We start from the raw sequence: 15,296 nt of genomic DNA on the forward strand, positions 1-15,296 counted from the left end.
AAAACCGGTTGTTCTTTCCTACCATAACAGATATAATGAGGAAAGAGCAATACAGATAGAAAGAAATTCGATTTCCGACAACGAAAGGAGGCAGGTACGATGTTAAGAAGAGTAGCCATAGGATATCAGGAATTTGAAGATATTATCAGTAATAATCTGTTCTATATAGATAAAACCCTGTTTATAAAAGAATGGTGGGAAAAAAGAGATCTGGTTACTTTGATTACCCGTCCCCGGCGTTTCGGGAAAACATTGACTATGAGTATGGTGGAAAACTTTTTTTCTGTGACCCGCGGAAAAAACGCTGCATTGTTTCAGAATCTGAAGATATGGAAAGAAGAAGCCTATCGGGAACTGCAGGGAACGTTTCCGGTTCTTTTTTTGAGCTTTGCAGATGTAAAGGAAGTCACTTTTGAGCAGACAAAAAAACTGATTTGTGAAGTGATTGTTGATTTGTATAATCAATATTCGTTTCTCTGTGAAGGAGATTTATTAAATCAGAAAGAAAAAGATTATTTCCAAAGGATATCCTCTGACATGGAAGAACATGAAATTTCTATTTCCCTGAGGAGATTATCGGATTATCTTTATCAGTTTTATGGAAAAAAAGTTATTATTCTATTAGATGAATATGATACTCCAATGCAGGAAGCCTATATGTATGGATATTGGGAGAAATTGACAGCCTTCACAAGGAGCTTTTTTAATGCAACCTTTAAAAGCAATCCCTATCTGGAACGTGCACTTATGACCGGAATAACGCGTGTCAGCAAAGAATCCATTTTTTCGGATTTGAATAATATGGAAGTAGTGACGGCCACTTCTTCCAAGTATGCAGAAGTATTTGGGTTTACAGAAACAGAGGTTCTGGAGGCATTAAAAGAGTATGGACTTTCTGATAAATTCCGTGAGGTAAAACGCTGGTACGATGGTTTTACATTTGGAAATAAGACAGATATTTATAATCCGTGGTCTGTGATTCATTATCTGGACAAACAAAAGGTGGGACCCTACTGGGCGAATACAAGCAGCAATAGCCTGATAGGAAAAGTGATTCGTGAAGGTTCCTGCCAGATAAAAGAATCCTTTGAATGCCTGTTGGCCGGAGAAAGTATTACAACGCAGATGGATGAACAAATTGTGTATCATCAGCTTGATTTAGACGAAAATGCAATCTGGAGCCTTTTTCTGGCTAGCGGTTATCTCAAGATTGCAGGCAGTAAGGAGCAGGAAATGCCATATGGGGACTGGAAGCAAACCTATGAACTGTCAATAACAAATTTTGAGGTTATGGTTATGTTTCGTGACATGGTGCGTGGGTGGTTTGCTTCCTCTGCGTCAAATTACAATGCATTTATTAAAGCTCTTTTGCGGGATGATTTAAAAGCTATGAATGCTTATATGAACCGGACAGCCCTGGCAACATTCAGCTTTTTTGACAGTGGGAATAAACCGTCAGGAGAATCAGAACCAGAGCGGTTTTATCATGGATTTGTGTTGGGATTAATGGTTGAACTTGAGAATCGCTATACTATTACCTCAAACCGCGAGAGCGGATTTGGCAGATATGATGTGATTTTAGAACCAAAGAATAAGACAGATGACGCAATCATCTTGGAATTTAAAGTGCAGGATACGGATGATGAAAAATCTTTATCTGATACGGTAAAGGCGGCATTAGCTCAGATTCGGTCTAAGAAATATGACGTATCCCTGACTGCAAAAGGAATCAGCGAAAGCAGAATCAGAAAATATGGTTTTGCTTTTCACGGAAAGAAGGTTTTAATAGGAAGTTGAATAAGATGTTGCAAAGTAAGAAACACGGAGTATGAACATGAAACGAAAATACATCTATATACTTGGAGGTATCTTCTTCGCCTCTGCTCTCTTTTTGCTCCCTGCCTGCCAAAAGCAGCAGCCGGAGGAGAAAAAGGAAAAAGTCCGTCTGGAATTTTACAACCGGAAGCGGGAGGTTTATGAGGTTTTAGAGGAAATTATTGAAAAATTCAATACATCTCAAGATGAGATAGAAGTCTATCAGAATATGAATACCAATGCAGACACGGCTCTGCGGATTTCTGCTGTGGAAGGAGATTTTCCGGATATTGTAGAACTGGGCGGGCTGCAGAGTGTGGAAACTTTTGAATATGTTATGGGAAATTGTCTTCGGCCTCTGGATGACATGAACTGTGCAGAGCGGATTAAGGAGGAATATCTGCCGTATCTTCGTTACGATTCCCATATTTACCAGATGCCGTTGGCTATGAGCTTTGAGGGGGTTTATGTCAATAAAGACTTGTTTCAGGCAGAAGGGCTTGCAATTCCAAAAACTTATGAAGAATTGTGTCAGGTGTCCCGGGAAATACAGAAGCGGGGCAAGGTTCCTTTTCTCTTTGCAGACAAGGAAAGCTGGATCGTGCACCAGAACTGGGAAAGTATAGAAGGCGCGTCCAGAGGGAATTTTGAAAATTTCTGGACCGAAGTGGCCACAGGTCAGACTTCCTTTACAGAGGATCCGGTCAGCCGGGGGTCCCTGGAAAAACTCATAGAACTGCATGCGTATACGACAGAGGAATGCAGCAATCTGAATTACGATGAAGCCATGACAAAGTTTGCAGCGGGAGAAGGCTTTATGTTTATGCAGGGAAGCTGGGCCTATGAGAGCATTATGGAGAGAAATCCACAAATGGACCTGGAACTTATCCCTTTTCCTGTGGATAAAGGCAGTGAGCAGCTTGTGACGATGTGGATAGACAGCAGCGTGGGAATTTCCAAAGACTGTAAGTATCCGGAGGAAGCAGAGCAGTTTGTGGAATTTTTAATGCAACCGGAGAATCTGCAGACTTATCTGGATGCAGAATGTTCTCTTGGCAGTATGGAAGGAAGCAGAGACCGGGCGGAGTATGCTCCCAGAGTACATGAGCTTTTGCGGGAGGGCAAAGCGGTTATGGACGCGTCCTGGCTGCCTTTGCAGACCAGCGTTATCCGGGATAAGGATATTCTGGAACTAATGCCGGACGCAGGTGAAGAAGAGATAGATGCATATTTGGATGAATATACGAAAAGTCTGCAAAAGTATAAGGATGTGTATCTGGAAGCAAAGGAGAGAAGAAAATGAGGGGAAGAGGGGGAAAGAAGTCTTTTCAACAGAAAATGATGTATGGATTCGGAGCGTTGTTTGCGGTTTCTCTTCTGGCTTTTCTGGTATTCTTTATCCGAAGCTACCGGAGAGAAATGCAGACGGAAATTGAGCACATGGAGGAATACAATCAGCAGCTTGCTATGAACCTGGACAGTGTTCTGGACAATACAGATTCTTTTCTGTACCTGCATTTTTCAGATGATAAAATCCGCAATCTTCTGTGCAGTGATGACAGTGATATTGACCCGGAAAGTCAGAAAGCTGCAGAAGAAAATCTGGAAGAGTATCTGAAGCTGCTGGTGGATATGGGGCATGATGTGCTGCGTGCTGTGATTGTGACAGAAGACGGCAGACTTTATAAGAGCGTAGAGGAAATAGAAGACGATTATATTGAGAGAATGGACAGTCTGACCAAAGATGTACACTGGGAAAAAGGTATACCGGGCTATTTCAGTCCGGTGCACAAGGAAACCATTAGTCTGGTAGAGCATAAAGTAGTGTCTGTTATCCGCCCTGTGTGGAATATTGTACAGGAGGAACCCATAGCTACTATATATTTGGACTTGGATTTTGATAAGCTGTCCAATCAGTGGTATCGCTCTGCGAAAATGAATCAAAGCTTTGAATTTCTGATTCTGGGAGAGGGACAGGTTTTGTTTGACTCGCAAAAGGGAGACGCTTCTGAGACAGAGACCATAGAAGAACTGATACAAAAATGCAAAACTTTGGTGCAGACGGAGAAAAAACAGGGGCTTTTGAAGCTGCATGGGCAGGAGTCTGTGATTTCTGTGACAAAGCATGAAGATACGGGGTGGTATCTGGTACAGTATCTTCCGGTGTGGGGACTGGCGCTGCAGATTCTGGGCAATATGTCCGTACTGCTGGTAGTACTGGCTGCGGTGATACTGATTACTGTGGCAGGCAGCTATGCCCTGGCCAAATGGGTCAGCCGCCCGGTAAAGGAATTGTCCGATTTCATGGGAAGTGTGGCGGGCGTTTCTTTAGAGGGACAGGAGATTGCCCTGTTTCCTCAGGAAAAATCAGAGGGAACTGAGGAAATTCAGCAGATGATACAGAGTTATAATGCCATGGCGAAACGAATTAATGATAATATTATTAAAGATTATATTTATAGGCTGAATCAGAAGCAGGCAGAGTTGAAAATGCTGCAGTTTCAGATAAATCCCCATTTTCTGTACAATGCGTTAAATACCATCAGTTCCATAGCCCAACTGCAGGATGTGGACTATATACCGGAGATTGCCTCCGGATTGTCCGATATGTTCCGGTACAATATTGACGGAAGGGAAATTGTTTCTATACGGGAAGAAATCACCCAGACAGAGAACTATATGTGTATTCAGAAAATCCGTTTTCCGGAGCGCTTTTCTGTGGAAATCTCTGTGGAGGAGGAATTGCTTGACTGTAAGATATTGAAGTTCATTTTGCAGCCCATTGTGGAAAATTCTTATAAATACGGATTTACCGGGAAAAAGAAGCAGGACATTCTGCGTATCCAAGGCTGCAGGGAAGCAGACAAAACCATTGTCCTTATGGTGGAGGATAACGGCGTGGGCATGGAAGAAGAGAAGGTGCAGGCCATGAATGAAGCCCTTGCAGGGGAAGCGGGATTTGAGGCGGCAGCCGGTATTGGACTTCGCAATGTAAACGCCAGAATTAAAAATTATTATGGGGATTCCTGCGGTATCTGGCTGGAAAGCTGTCCGGGGAAATATACCCGGGTATATCTGCGGGTGAAGGAAATCGAAGTTTCACAGGAAAAGAGAGGGTAAAGAGATGCGGGTAATTGTTGCAGATGATGAATTTTTTGCCAGAAAGGCATTGGTGAAAAGGATTGGGGAATTGACCCGGGAGATAGAATTCTGTAAGGAAGCGGAAAACGGCAGGCAGGTACTGGAATTTCTGGGGGAAGAGGGGGCTGACCTGGTGGTGACAGATATTCGGATGCCGGATATGGACGGACTGGAAGTGGCCAGACAGGTGCGGGAAAAATTCCCGGAAACCAGCGTGATTATCCAAAGTGGATATGCAGATTTTGATTATGCAGCTACGGCCATCCGTTATGGAGTGAAGGATTATCTGACAAAACCGGTGAAAAAAGAAGAACTGGAAAAAGCAGTGCAGAGAGTGGAAGAAGAGCAGAAGAAGCTGCGGCAGAAAATAGAGAAACAACTGGCGGTTCGCAGGGGAGAGTTCATGGACTTTTCTCATATATTGGAAAACGAGGCAGCGGCAAAAGAGATTCTGGGGGACTTATTTCAGAAAATGGAGGAGGATGCCTGGTATCTTGCGGCGGTTCAGAGCAGAAATCAGCAGTTGTCCAAAGAGCAGATTCAAAGCATTTTGGGAATTTTCCGGGAAGAGAAAAGCAGTGCAGCCTATTTTTATCCCAAACAGGAATTTATTTTGATATTGAAAGCTGACGACAGAAAGGAATTGCCAGAGGCGCTTCTTAGAAAGAAACTGGTCTCCTGTTGGAATAAAACAGGGGCAGAATTGCAGCTGGGCGTCAGTCAGTGCCATGAAAGAACAGAAACCAGTGCAAAAGAGGGTGCAGGCGCATACCGGGAGGCAGTATATGCCATAAACCAGCGGCTTTTGCAGCCGGAGCAGCAGATATACCGCTACGAAGCGGAAGTGAACGTGGTACAGTTGTTTTCCCAGGCAGAGGAGATGGAATTGGAGAGGTGTCTGACAGAAAACCGGACAGAGGATGCAGTAAACATGGCGCGAAAGCTGTTCCGGCAGTGTGAAAACAGAGAGGAAATCAGTATTTATTCCCTTTTCACTTCGTTGATTCAGATTATGAATGTGATTAACAAGGTGTATACCATTCAAAGAGGTCAGGACAGTGGAGAGACGGACAAGAGTTCCTATCTGCTGTTTAATTTTAAGACAGATTTGTACGCCTTTCATTCTATGGAGGAACTGCAGCGCTATATTTTTGACCTGCTTTCTGATGTGTCGGAGGGGGAAGGACAGAAATCTTCCATTATAGAAGACTTGCTGAAATATCTGGAGTGGAATTATCAGCACGACATTACGGTCAATGAACTGGCGGCTCACAAGTATTTTGTCAATCCCAGTTATTTAAGCCGCCTCTTTAAGGCAGAGACCGGGAAGACCTTTTCCAAATATCTGATAGAACTGCGGATGCAGAAAGCCGCAGAGCTTTTAAAAGAAAGCGGACTGAAAATCAGTGACGTGGCGCTTTGTGTGGGATATAATGATGTGTCCTACTTTATACAAACCTTTAAAAAGCATTATCTTATGACACCGGAGCAATATAGAAACCAGTAAGAAATTTTTTATTCGTCATATCAGATAATTTATACCGAAAAAAAGCCATTCTCCTTATAATAAATTTCAGATAGAGGGCAAGAGACCCCAAAGGAATATTATAAGGAGGATTTTTTTATGAAAGGGAAACAATTAACAGCACTTGGACTTGCTGCAATGATGGGTATGAGTCTGCTGGCTGGCTGCAGCGGCGGAAGTGCAGAAACGGGAAAAGAAACAAAGAAGACTTCAGACGGAAAGACAGAACTGGAACTTTTCGGTACAAAGACAGAAAATAAAGAAACTTTACAGAAATTAGTAGATGCGTACAATGAATCTCAGGATAAAGTAACTGTAAAATTAACACAGCCGGCAGACGCAGGTACGGTTTTGAAAACCCGCATGACAAAGAACGACCTTCCCGATATGGTGGCTATGGGCGGTGACTTCAACTACGCGGAGCTGCAGTCTGCAGGAGTTCTGACAGACTTATCCGGGGAAGCATTTTTGGACAATATTAACGAATCTTACATCAATATGCTGTATGCTTTGAACAAAGACCAGGAAGAAAAATCTTACGGTGTTCCTTATGCAACAAACTCTTCCGGAATTATTTACAACAAAGATATTTTTGCAGAAAACAGTATTGAAATTCCAACTACATTTTCTGAATTAATGGAAGTCTGTGAAAAATTAGAGGCAGCAGGAGTAACACCTTTTGAACTGACCTTTAAAGACGCATGGACCATTCTTCCGGCATGGAACTCTATGGCGCCGGTTATGCAGCCGGAAAACTTCTACAATGATAAGAGAGAAGGAAAAGCAACTTTTGAAGGTACTCATGAAGCAGTTCTGGAAAATTATCTGAAGCTGGTAGAACACGCACAGAAAGACTATATGGGAACTTCTTATGATGACGGAAACAAGAAATTTGCAGCAGGTGAAGCTGCCATGATGATGAACGGAAGCTGGGCGATTACAGAAATCAAAAAAGCAAATCCAGATGTCAACATTGACCAGTTTAAATTTCCGGCTACAGATGATGTAGAGAAAAACAAAGTAACCTCCGGCGTGGATGTGCTTCTGGGTATTACAACAAATTGCGGTGATACAGACAGTGCAAAAGACTTCATCAGCTTTATGGTACAGGAAGAAAACGCACAGCTTTATGCAGATGAACAGTTTGCTTTCTCCGCAGTAAAAGGTGTAGAGCAGAATGATCCAAGCGTTGCAGGTGTAAAGGCAGACATTGAAGCCGGTAATGTAGTAGACTTCCCAGACCATTACTATCCAAGCGGTTTTGATTTAAGTGCAGCACTGTCCAATTTCTTCCTGGAAAAAGAAAACGGCAAAGACGATTCTGCAAATATTGCAGCTACTTTAAAGAAGCTGGATACAGATTATGACACATTGAACGTGAACTAAGAGGTAGAAGAATGAAGAAAAAACACGGAAAGAAATCCACTGTCAACAAAGCGTTTTATTTTATGGTGGTTCCGTTTATGATTCTGTTCTTTATTTTCCATACCATACCGTTTCTGCAGGGTATTTTCTACAGCTTTACCGACTGGAAAGGGTATGGTATCTGGAATACCGTAGGATTTCGGAACTACATTCAGTTTTTCAAAGACCCGGCCATGGGACAGACCTATGCCTTTACCATTAAATTTGCGCTGTGCGCCACAATTCTGGTAAACGTTCTGAGTCTTGCCCTTGCCTGTGGTCTGAATGCAAAAATCAAATTCAAAAACACGATTAAGGCAATTTATTTCCTGCCTTATATGCTGGGAACCCTCATTATCGGCTTTGTATTTAACTTTATTTTCGGCAATGTCATTCCTCTTTGGGGACAGAAACTGGGAATTGAAGCGCTGAGCACCAACATTCTGGGAACCAATCACGCATGGCTGGGAATTTTGTTCGTAACTGTATGGCAGGCCATGGCTTTTAATACGCTGATTTATCTTTCAGGACTGCAGACTGTGGACCGTGACGTATATGAAGCAGCAGACCTGGACGGAGCAACAGGATTTAAGAGATTTACCAAGATTACCTTCCCGTTAATTGCCCCGTTCTTTACCATTAATATGGTTTTGAGCGTGAAGAACTTCCTTATGGCATTCGACCAGATTATGGCAATGACAGGCGGCGGTCCCGGTACATCCACAACCAGTATCTCTGTGTTGATTTACAAACGAGGCTTTGACGGCGGACAGTTCGCATACCAGTCAGCCAATGCGGTGATTCTGTTTCTGATTATTGTGGGAATTTCTATATTCCAGCTGAAAGTACTTGAGAAGAGGGAGGCGAAGATGAACTGATGGGAAAAAGTAAATGTCATGTAAAAGAAAAATACAACTGGCCCATGACCATACTGCTGATTTTGCTGGCAGTGGTGTTTATCCTCGGACCTTTATACATAGCAGTGCTGATTGCGGTGAAAGACCCGTCAGAAATGGCGAATGTGCTGTCTTTCCCGAAAAAACTCCGCCTGCAGAACTTCGCAGACGCCTGGGTGATGACGGATTATCCGAGAAAGTTTATGAACACTCTGTTTATCACGGTTATCAATCTGGTATTTACCATTCTCACAAACTCTATGGTAGCTTATGCTATTACAAGGAATAAAGATAAGAGTAAACTTTTCAACCTGGCTTATTATTACTTTGTCAGCGCCATGTTTATTCCTTTCAATGTTATTATGCTGCCATTGGTAAAACAGGCTTCTGCTTTCCACATGGACAATATTTTCGGAATTACTTTCCTGTATATTATTTTTGGCCTTCCGATGAATATTTTCCTGTATACGGGATTTGTAAAGTCCATACCTCCGGCGTTGGACGAAGCAGCGTACATTGACGGTGCAACTCCGTTTCAGACCTTTTATAAAATTATTTTTCCTCTGATGAAACCTATGAGCGCTACCGTGGCTATTCTGTCCTTTATGTGGACCTGGAATGACTTTTCCATGCCTTTGGTGCTTCTAAGCGAAGAGAAATATCAGACCTTACAGCTTGCACAGTATGTGTTCAAGGGACAATTTAATACAGAGTACAATCTGGCCTTTGCGTCTTATCTGCTGGTATTGATTCCGATTCTTCTGGTGTATATTTTCTGCCAGAAATGGATTATCGCGGGCGTGACTAACGGGGCAGTAAAAGCGTAAAGAAGAAAGAATGATGAACTGAGGATTCATCATAAGGCGCCGGTTGGGACACCCTTCGTAAGGAAGGTGCCCCAACCGGCTTTTTAGACAATTATCTATTAATTGCATATCTCAATTTCACTTTCATAATATTGTTCCTGAAAATGAACTGCTTCTGAAATTTTATTTTGATTGAAATTTAATCCTTCAGGTGCGGCAACCAGCTTATCTTCCACATCGTTATGGCGATGAACGATTCCGATAATACGGGCCGTGTATTCTTCGACAGGAACATCTATACCAAGCAAATATACATCGAGTTCTTCACCATCACCACCGAATACATTTGGTATATATCCGTAATTAATGGGATAGGCAAGGCCTGGGTGTTTAGGGTGTATGCTTCCAATAGGTCGGTCTATTTTTATATTTACTGTCTTTCCGAGATAGGATTTTACAAGTGCTTTTCTCAGAGTATAGACGATAAAATCGTGTTTTCCTTTGAGATACTTTTCTCTGCCGTTATCAATGGGAGCTTGCAGGGCAAGCGATACCTTTAGGGCTTCATACGCTTTTGCAACCGAAGGTGTGTTGTTAAGATAATCTCTAAAATTTATGTAATTTATCCAATCCATACTATTTGTACGGACGACATGTATGAAATGAGTTTGCACATCTCCCGTACCTTCATAAAAATTACCACAAGCAAACAACAACTGACCTCTGACAGATGCTTGGGCATTGGGGCGATAGTAAAAGCCATTGTCTTTTAATTCTTTTTCAAAACGGAGCATATTATCAAAATCATCAACTGCGACTGCAATATCAATTATGGGTTTTGCCTTTATGGAACGTATAGAGGTGCTCCCCACATGCTGAATATCTTTTATGACATTACCCAGGATTTGCTTCAAACGAGAAATTGTATTCTGAGCTTCAGTTTCCCATTCTTTTTCGTGTTCACACAGTTTTATCGTTCCTCGTTTTAATCCAATCATTATTTAACCTCCAAACGGTAACTTCTAAGGGTGTTCCATCATCTTCGACACCTCTGGCCAATGAATGAACTATTATAGTAATTTTATCACATGAAAAAATTTTATTCTACTATTTCGAATCCATGGTAATCCCCCCCATATGCTTAATTTTACTTACAATTCCAGGCATTCTGCCTGATTTTGTCAGGGTTTTTCTGTTACTCTTGCCATGTGCGAAAAAATTTACTACACTGGAGGTAAGACTTATTTGGATAATAATAAAGGGGTGTACCAAACAGTAAAATTTTAAAAGGAGAAAAAATGATGTTAAAAACATTTCAGTATGATGAAGTTCCGGTATTGGAAACAACCTCTGGAAAATTAAAAGGATATTTTTATGATGGCAGTTATGTATTTAAAGGGATTCCCTATGCCTATGCAGAGCGGTTTCAGATGCCGGTTCCTTCCCATTGGGAAGGAGTCCGGGACGCCTGCTCTTATGGATTTGTGTGTCCGCTGATGACACAGGAAACGCCGACAGCAGAGCTTATGGTTCCCCATCGTTACTGGCCGATGGACGAGCACTGCCAGAACCTGAATATTTGGACTAAAGTGCTGGATAAAAATGCGAAAAAACCGGTTCTTGTATGGCTTCACGGAGGTGGATATTTTGCCGGTTCTTCCATTGAGCAGGTGGCTTATGACGGACATAATATGTGTATGGAAGGGGATGTGGTAGTCGTTTCTATTAACCACAGACTGAATATTCTGGGTTATCTGGACTTATCTCCTTTTGGCGAGAAGTATTATAATTCCGGAAATGCCGGACATGCAGACATGGTGGCTGCCCTGCAGTGGGTGCATGACAACATTGCTGTTTTCGGCGGAGACCCGGACAACGTCACCATCTTCGGACAGTCCGGCGGCGGTATGAAGGTAGCGGATTTGATGCAGATTCCGGCAGCAGACGGATTATTCCACAAGAGCCTGATTATGAGTGGTGTTGCAGATGAAAACTTACTTCCGTCCAGCAGAGGCAACGGGGAAGCCATCGTTACCGCCATGCTGAACGAACTTGGCTGGACAAAAGAGGAGGTAGAGAAACTGGAGACCATTCCTTATGCACAGCTTGTTCAGGTATATACCAAGGTGATGCCACAGGTGGCTGCTACAGGCGCTTATGTGGGAAACGGACCGCAGGCCAATGACTGGTTTCAGGGGAATCCGCTGCAGTTTGGCATGAGAGAGCATGCTTATGAAATTCCTGTGATGATAGGTTCTGTTTATGGAGAATTTGCTTTTGCGCCGCAGATGTTTGATAAGAAAGCGCTCACAGATGAGGAACGCCGCGCGATGGTAAGCAAGGTATACGGAGAACACACCGGGGAAATGGAAACACTTTTCAAAGCAACTTATCCGGGTAAAGACTTTACCGACCTTTTGAATATTGACCGTGTTATGCGCCGGCCTTCTAAAAAACTGGCGGCCATGCATGCCAAAGGAGAAAAGGCAGGCACCTATCTGTACCAGTTTAACGTGGAATTTCCTATGATGGGAAAAATTGCATGGCACTGTTCGGATATTCCGTTTTTCTTCCATAACACCGAACTGGTGGAAGTGTGTTCTATTCCGGGCGTTACTGAGAAACTGGAAGAGCAGATGTTTGGGGCCTTTATGAATTTTGCTAAGAACGGGGTGCCGACACAGGAAAACCTGCCTGCATGGCCGTCTGTGGAAAAAGAGCAGGAGCCAACTATGATTTTTGATGAAACATGCGAAGTGCGGAATCATTTTGACGATGCTCTGCTGGAAAAAATTGACAGCATTCTGCCGCCATTTAACCTTATGGCGATGATGGCAGATACCGATGTGCAGCATTAGTGGATAAGGTTTAGAAAGTCAGATGATGTTCATAGTAGGTGTAAAAGCTGAAGGATTGAAACGATTTATAGTACAAATCGTTATATTTATAATAATACATGAGCCAAAAATCGGATGGACAGGAAAAGCAGGAACGCAACCAAGGAATACGAATAGCCCTTGACAGAATGATTCGACAGGCAATTGCACGGACAATATCTGACATTTACAAAGAAGTTTTTGGTGACAACAGCTATGGATTCAGACCCGGCAGAAGCTGCCATAATGCAATCAGACAGGCACTTGTAACTAATAGAATACCTGAAAAGAAGGCTATCGCAAGAACATTAACAGTTACAAGCAAGCGGGTTAATGAGAGAGTGAGAGGATGGATTAATTGTTTCAGAATCGGGATGATGAAACAGTATATGCAGGAAATGGATGAGACATAAAAATCAGAGTTATAGTCCTGGAACAATGGGAAAGACGGAAAACAATCTGTTGAAACCTAAGCTGTCTGTACTGGAAACATAGGAAGGAATTCACAGACTGATATCCGTAGAGAGAAATATCTGTAATCCTAATAGCCTTTTAAATGTGATTGATGAAAATACGCTGCTTCGATTGGATACAGAGCCGATAACGAAGACTGGGTATGTGAAGTAGTGACATCATCCCCAATACAATAAACAGGCTGTTTGCAACGGACACCCCTTGTTTGCGAGAGTATGTTGTTTGCTGGTACTTCGATTATACATCATTCATTAGAGGGTATCTTTATTTTGTGCAATATTTTGGATTTGCTCATTCATAGTTGAAGAAATACTACTGAAATGCTATAATTTTTCTGAATCAATATTACTTTTGGGGGAAAAACAGTGAAAAGAAAGACGCAATACTTAAAATTTGTTATGACATACAACATAATCTTATTGATACCTTTTCTTATTATTAGCGTTTGTGTGTTAGATTTATTTAAAAAACATCAATATGAAAAAGTAGAGAATGAAGTAAAAATGACTTTTGAACGTCAGGATGATTTCCTAAAACAACAGACAACCGTTATTAGGGACTTTGGGGATAAATGCAGATTTAACAAAATTTATAATGAATTATATTGGGATACACCAAATGTTTATTTGGACATAGAAGATGATTTAAAAGAACAAGAAGATAAAATTCCCTTTGTGGATGGGATTTATTTATATGATGAGAAAAAGGAAATTGTTTTATCTTCTGTAGGTTTATTTTCGGAAGAATTATTTTTTGATAAAATTTGTCAGATAGAGACAGAAATTTTTGAAAATGCTGAAAATTTAGAGGGAGGGGTGGTAGCCTGCAGGGCTCTTTTACAGGGAGAGAAAAAGGAGGGGATTCTGTTTGTTACTGCAATCAGAACATGGACCTCTAAAGGGGAAGAGACAAAATATTTACTATTTCCTGTGAGAAATCGGAAAATCAATTCTCAGTTTGAACAGTCAGAAGAAGATAAAATTTTTCTTACTTATCAGGATAAAGTTCTCTATACTACAGAAAATTGGAAAATAGAGGACAATTGGGAGAAAAGTTTTGAAAAAGCACTTTCAGATAAGGACGCTTATGTATGGCAAAGTGATATGGAGTGCGGATTTAAATATACCCGAATGATTTCTAAAAAAAGTATTACGGATAGTTTGAATATTTATTTAAGAGGCTATGCAATATGGGTGCTGTGCAGCCTTGGAATTGGTGTTGTGCTGGCATGTTTCTTTTCAAAGATACGATATGAGAACTATAGAAAATTAATTTTGCATAACGAGGAACTGGAGGAAGAAAGAAATGGGCTCAGAATAGAGAGCTGTTTATATGAGCTTTTGCAAAAAGAGGTACGCCCACAGGAAGAATTATGGAATAGATGTCTGGAAAGTAAGATTTATATTAATCGAAAATATAAATTTTTTGTGGTTCTGCCAGATAATATTCCTGAAAATAAGGGATATTATGAATGGTTTGGACAGCAGATGAATAAATATAGTGTTTCTACTGCATATCGAATTGAAATTGTAGAAGGGATGCTGATTTATCTTGTATGTACAGATGAATCTGCCAGAGAATTGGAAAAGAAGATTACCACACTGGCTACAGGAAATGTGCAGATTGGAATTGGAGATTTAACTACAGATATTAGTAAATTGCGGCAATCGTACCAGCAGGCAAAGGAGAGAATGAATAAACTGCCCGGAAGCAAAGAAAAAAATCTATATCCGGAAAGAGAAGTTATGTCTTTAAAAGAAGCAGTAAAAAACAGTGATGGCACAAGGGCAGCTTTATTGATTGATGAAATCTCAGATTATATGAAGCAAATAGATACCACAATGATAACAGGTATTTTGTGGGATGTATCCAGAATTTTCGGCATTAGTATGAACAAAGTTTTAGAAGAAAAAGAGAATGCAAATGAGTCTATAGATGATTTTGCTAAACGATTTTTAGAGGATATGAAGAAAAAAGCAGAGTTGCTTCCCAAGCCTGTTCAGGAAAAAACATCAGGATATAAAAAACGTGATATTGTAGATGTGCTAAGTTATGTGCATGAGCATTATTTGGACGATAATTTCAGTGTGAAGTATATAGCCGCTTATTTTGAAACCTCGGTATCTAATCTCAGCCATTTCTTTAAAAAAAATATGGAAATCACAATTTCACAGTATGTAGAGCAGATTAAACTGGAGAGAGCAAAAGAAATGTTGCAAAGTAGCGATAAGAAAATTTCTGAAATTGCAGAAATTTTGCGTTATGCCAACAGTACAGCATTTATTGAAATGTTTAAAAAGTACGAAGGCGTAACACCGGGAGCGTACAGGGAAGACGGCAATAATAAAGATTAGTAAAG

The 15,296-nt window shown here is 41.2% G+C and carries 11 protein-coding genes; 10 read left to right on the forward strand and 1 reads right to left on the reverse strand.

Translation table 11 applies throughout. The features are described from left to right. Positions 1 to 99: 99 nt before the first annotated feature. From WBS51_RS07930 to WBS51_RS07960, 7 genes are all read left to right on the forward strand, one after another. Complete coding sequence (locus WBS51_RS07930) at positions 100 to 1,797, forward strand: AAA family ATPase (protein WP_294459846.1); 1,698 nt, start codon at positions 100 to 102, stop codon at positions 1,795 to 1,797. 31 nt (positions 1,798 to 1,828) lie between these two features. Beyond that, the gene (locus tag WBS51_RS07935; RefSeq protein ID WP_342694063.1) at positions 1,829 to 3,118 is read left to right on the forward strand and encodes an ABC transporter substrate-binding protein; all 1,290 of its coding nucleotides are present in this window, start codon (positions 1,829 to 1,831) and stop codon (positions 3,116 to 3,118) included. Then, the gene (locus WBS51_RS07940) at positions 3,115 to 4,935 is read left to right on the forward strand and encodes a cache domain-containing sensor histidine kinase (protein WP_294459839.1); all 1,821 of its coding nucleotides are present in this window, start codon (positions 3,115 to 3,117) and stop codon (positions 4,933 to 4,935) included. The genes WBS51_RS07935 and WBS51_RS07940 overlap by 4 nt, the downstream gene beginning before the upstream one ends. A gap of 4 nt (positions 4,936 to 4,939) precedes the next feature. Continuing rightward, positions 4,940 to 6,463, forward strand: coding sequence for a response regulator transcription factor (locus WBS51_RS07945; RefSeq protein ID WP_294459836.1), 1,524 nt, complete (start codon positions 4,940 to 4,942; stop codon positions 6,461 to 6,463). Positions 6,464 to 6,580: 117 nt separating this feature from the next. Next, positions 6,581 to 7,867 carry an ABC transporter substrate-binding protein gene (locus tag WBS51_RS07950; RefSeq protein WP_294459833.1) on the forward strand — a complete coding sequence of 429 codons (1,287 nt, stop codon included), beginning with the start codon at positions 6,581 to 6,583 and terminating at the stop codon, positions 7,865 to 7,867. Between the two features lie 11 nt (positions 7,868 to 7,878). Further along, a complete protein-coding gene (locus WBS51_RS07955) occupies positions 7,879 to 8,763 on the forward strand; it encodes a carbohydrate ABC transporter permease (RefSeq protein ID WP_291682238.1) in 885 nt (294 codons plus the stop codon). Beyond that, positions 8,763 to 9,608 carry a carbohydrate ABC transporter permease gene (locus tag WBS51_RS07960; RefSeq protein WP_173749305.1) on the forward strand — a complete coding sequence of 282 codons (846 nt, stop codon included), beginning with the start codon at positions 8,763 to 8,765 and terminating at the stop codon, positions 9,606 to 9,608. The genes WBS51_RS07955 and WBS51_RS07960 overlap by 1 nt, the downstream gene beginning before the upstream one ends. A 98-nt stretch (positions 9,609 to 9,706) precedes the next feature. Here WBS51_RS07960 and WBS51_RS07965 read toward each other — a convergent pair whose 3' ends face one another. Beyond that, positions 9,707 to 10,585, reverse strand: a complete 879-nt coding sequence (locus WBS51_RS07965) for a GrpB family protein (protein WP_291682236.1) — start codon at positions 10,583 to 10,585, stop codon at positions 9,707 to 9,709. A gap of 300 nt (positions 10,586 to 10,885) precedes the next feature. On the opposite strand from WBS51_RS07965, the gene WBS51_RS07970 reads away from it, so the two are divergent. From WBS51_RS07970 to WBS51_RS07980, 3 genes are all read left to right on the forward strand, one after another. Beyond that, entirely contained in the window at positions 10,886 to 12,445 is a 1,560-nt protein-coding gene (locus tag WBS51_RS07970; protein WP_291682235.1) for a carboxylesterase/lipase family protein, read from the forward strand. A 167-nt stretch (positions 12,446 to 12,612) separates the two neighbouring features. Then, positions 12,613 to 12,876: a group II intron maturase-specific domain-containing protein gene (locus WBS51_RS07975; protein ID WP_226853592.1), complete on the forward strand. Its 264-nt coding sequence runs from the start codon at positions 12,613 to 12,615 to the stop codon at positions 12,874 to 12,876. A gap of 564 nt (positions 12,877 to 13,440) precedes the next feature. Further along, positions 13,441 to 15,291 (forward strand): helix-turn-helix domain-containing protein, encoded by a 1,851-nt coding sequence (locus tag WBS51_RS07980; protein WP_173749303.1) that lies wholly within the window; start codon positions 13,441 to 13,443, stop codon positions 15,289 to 15,291. The last annotated feature ends 5 nt before the right edge of the window (positions 15,292 to 15,296 follow it).

It is taken from the genome of Blautia acetica, assembly GCF_038739805.1.
GTDB lineage: Bacteria > Bacillota > Clostridia > Lachnospirales > Lachnospiraceae > Blautia.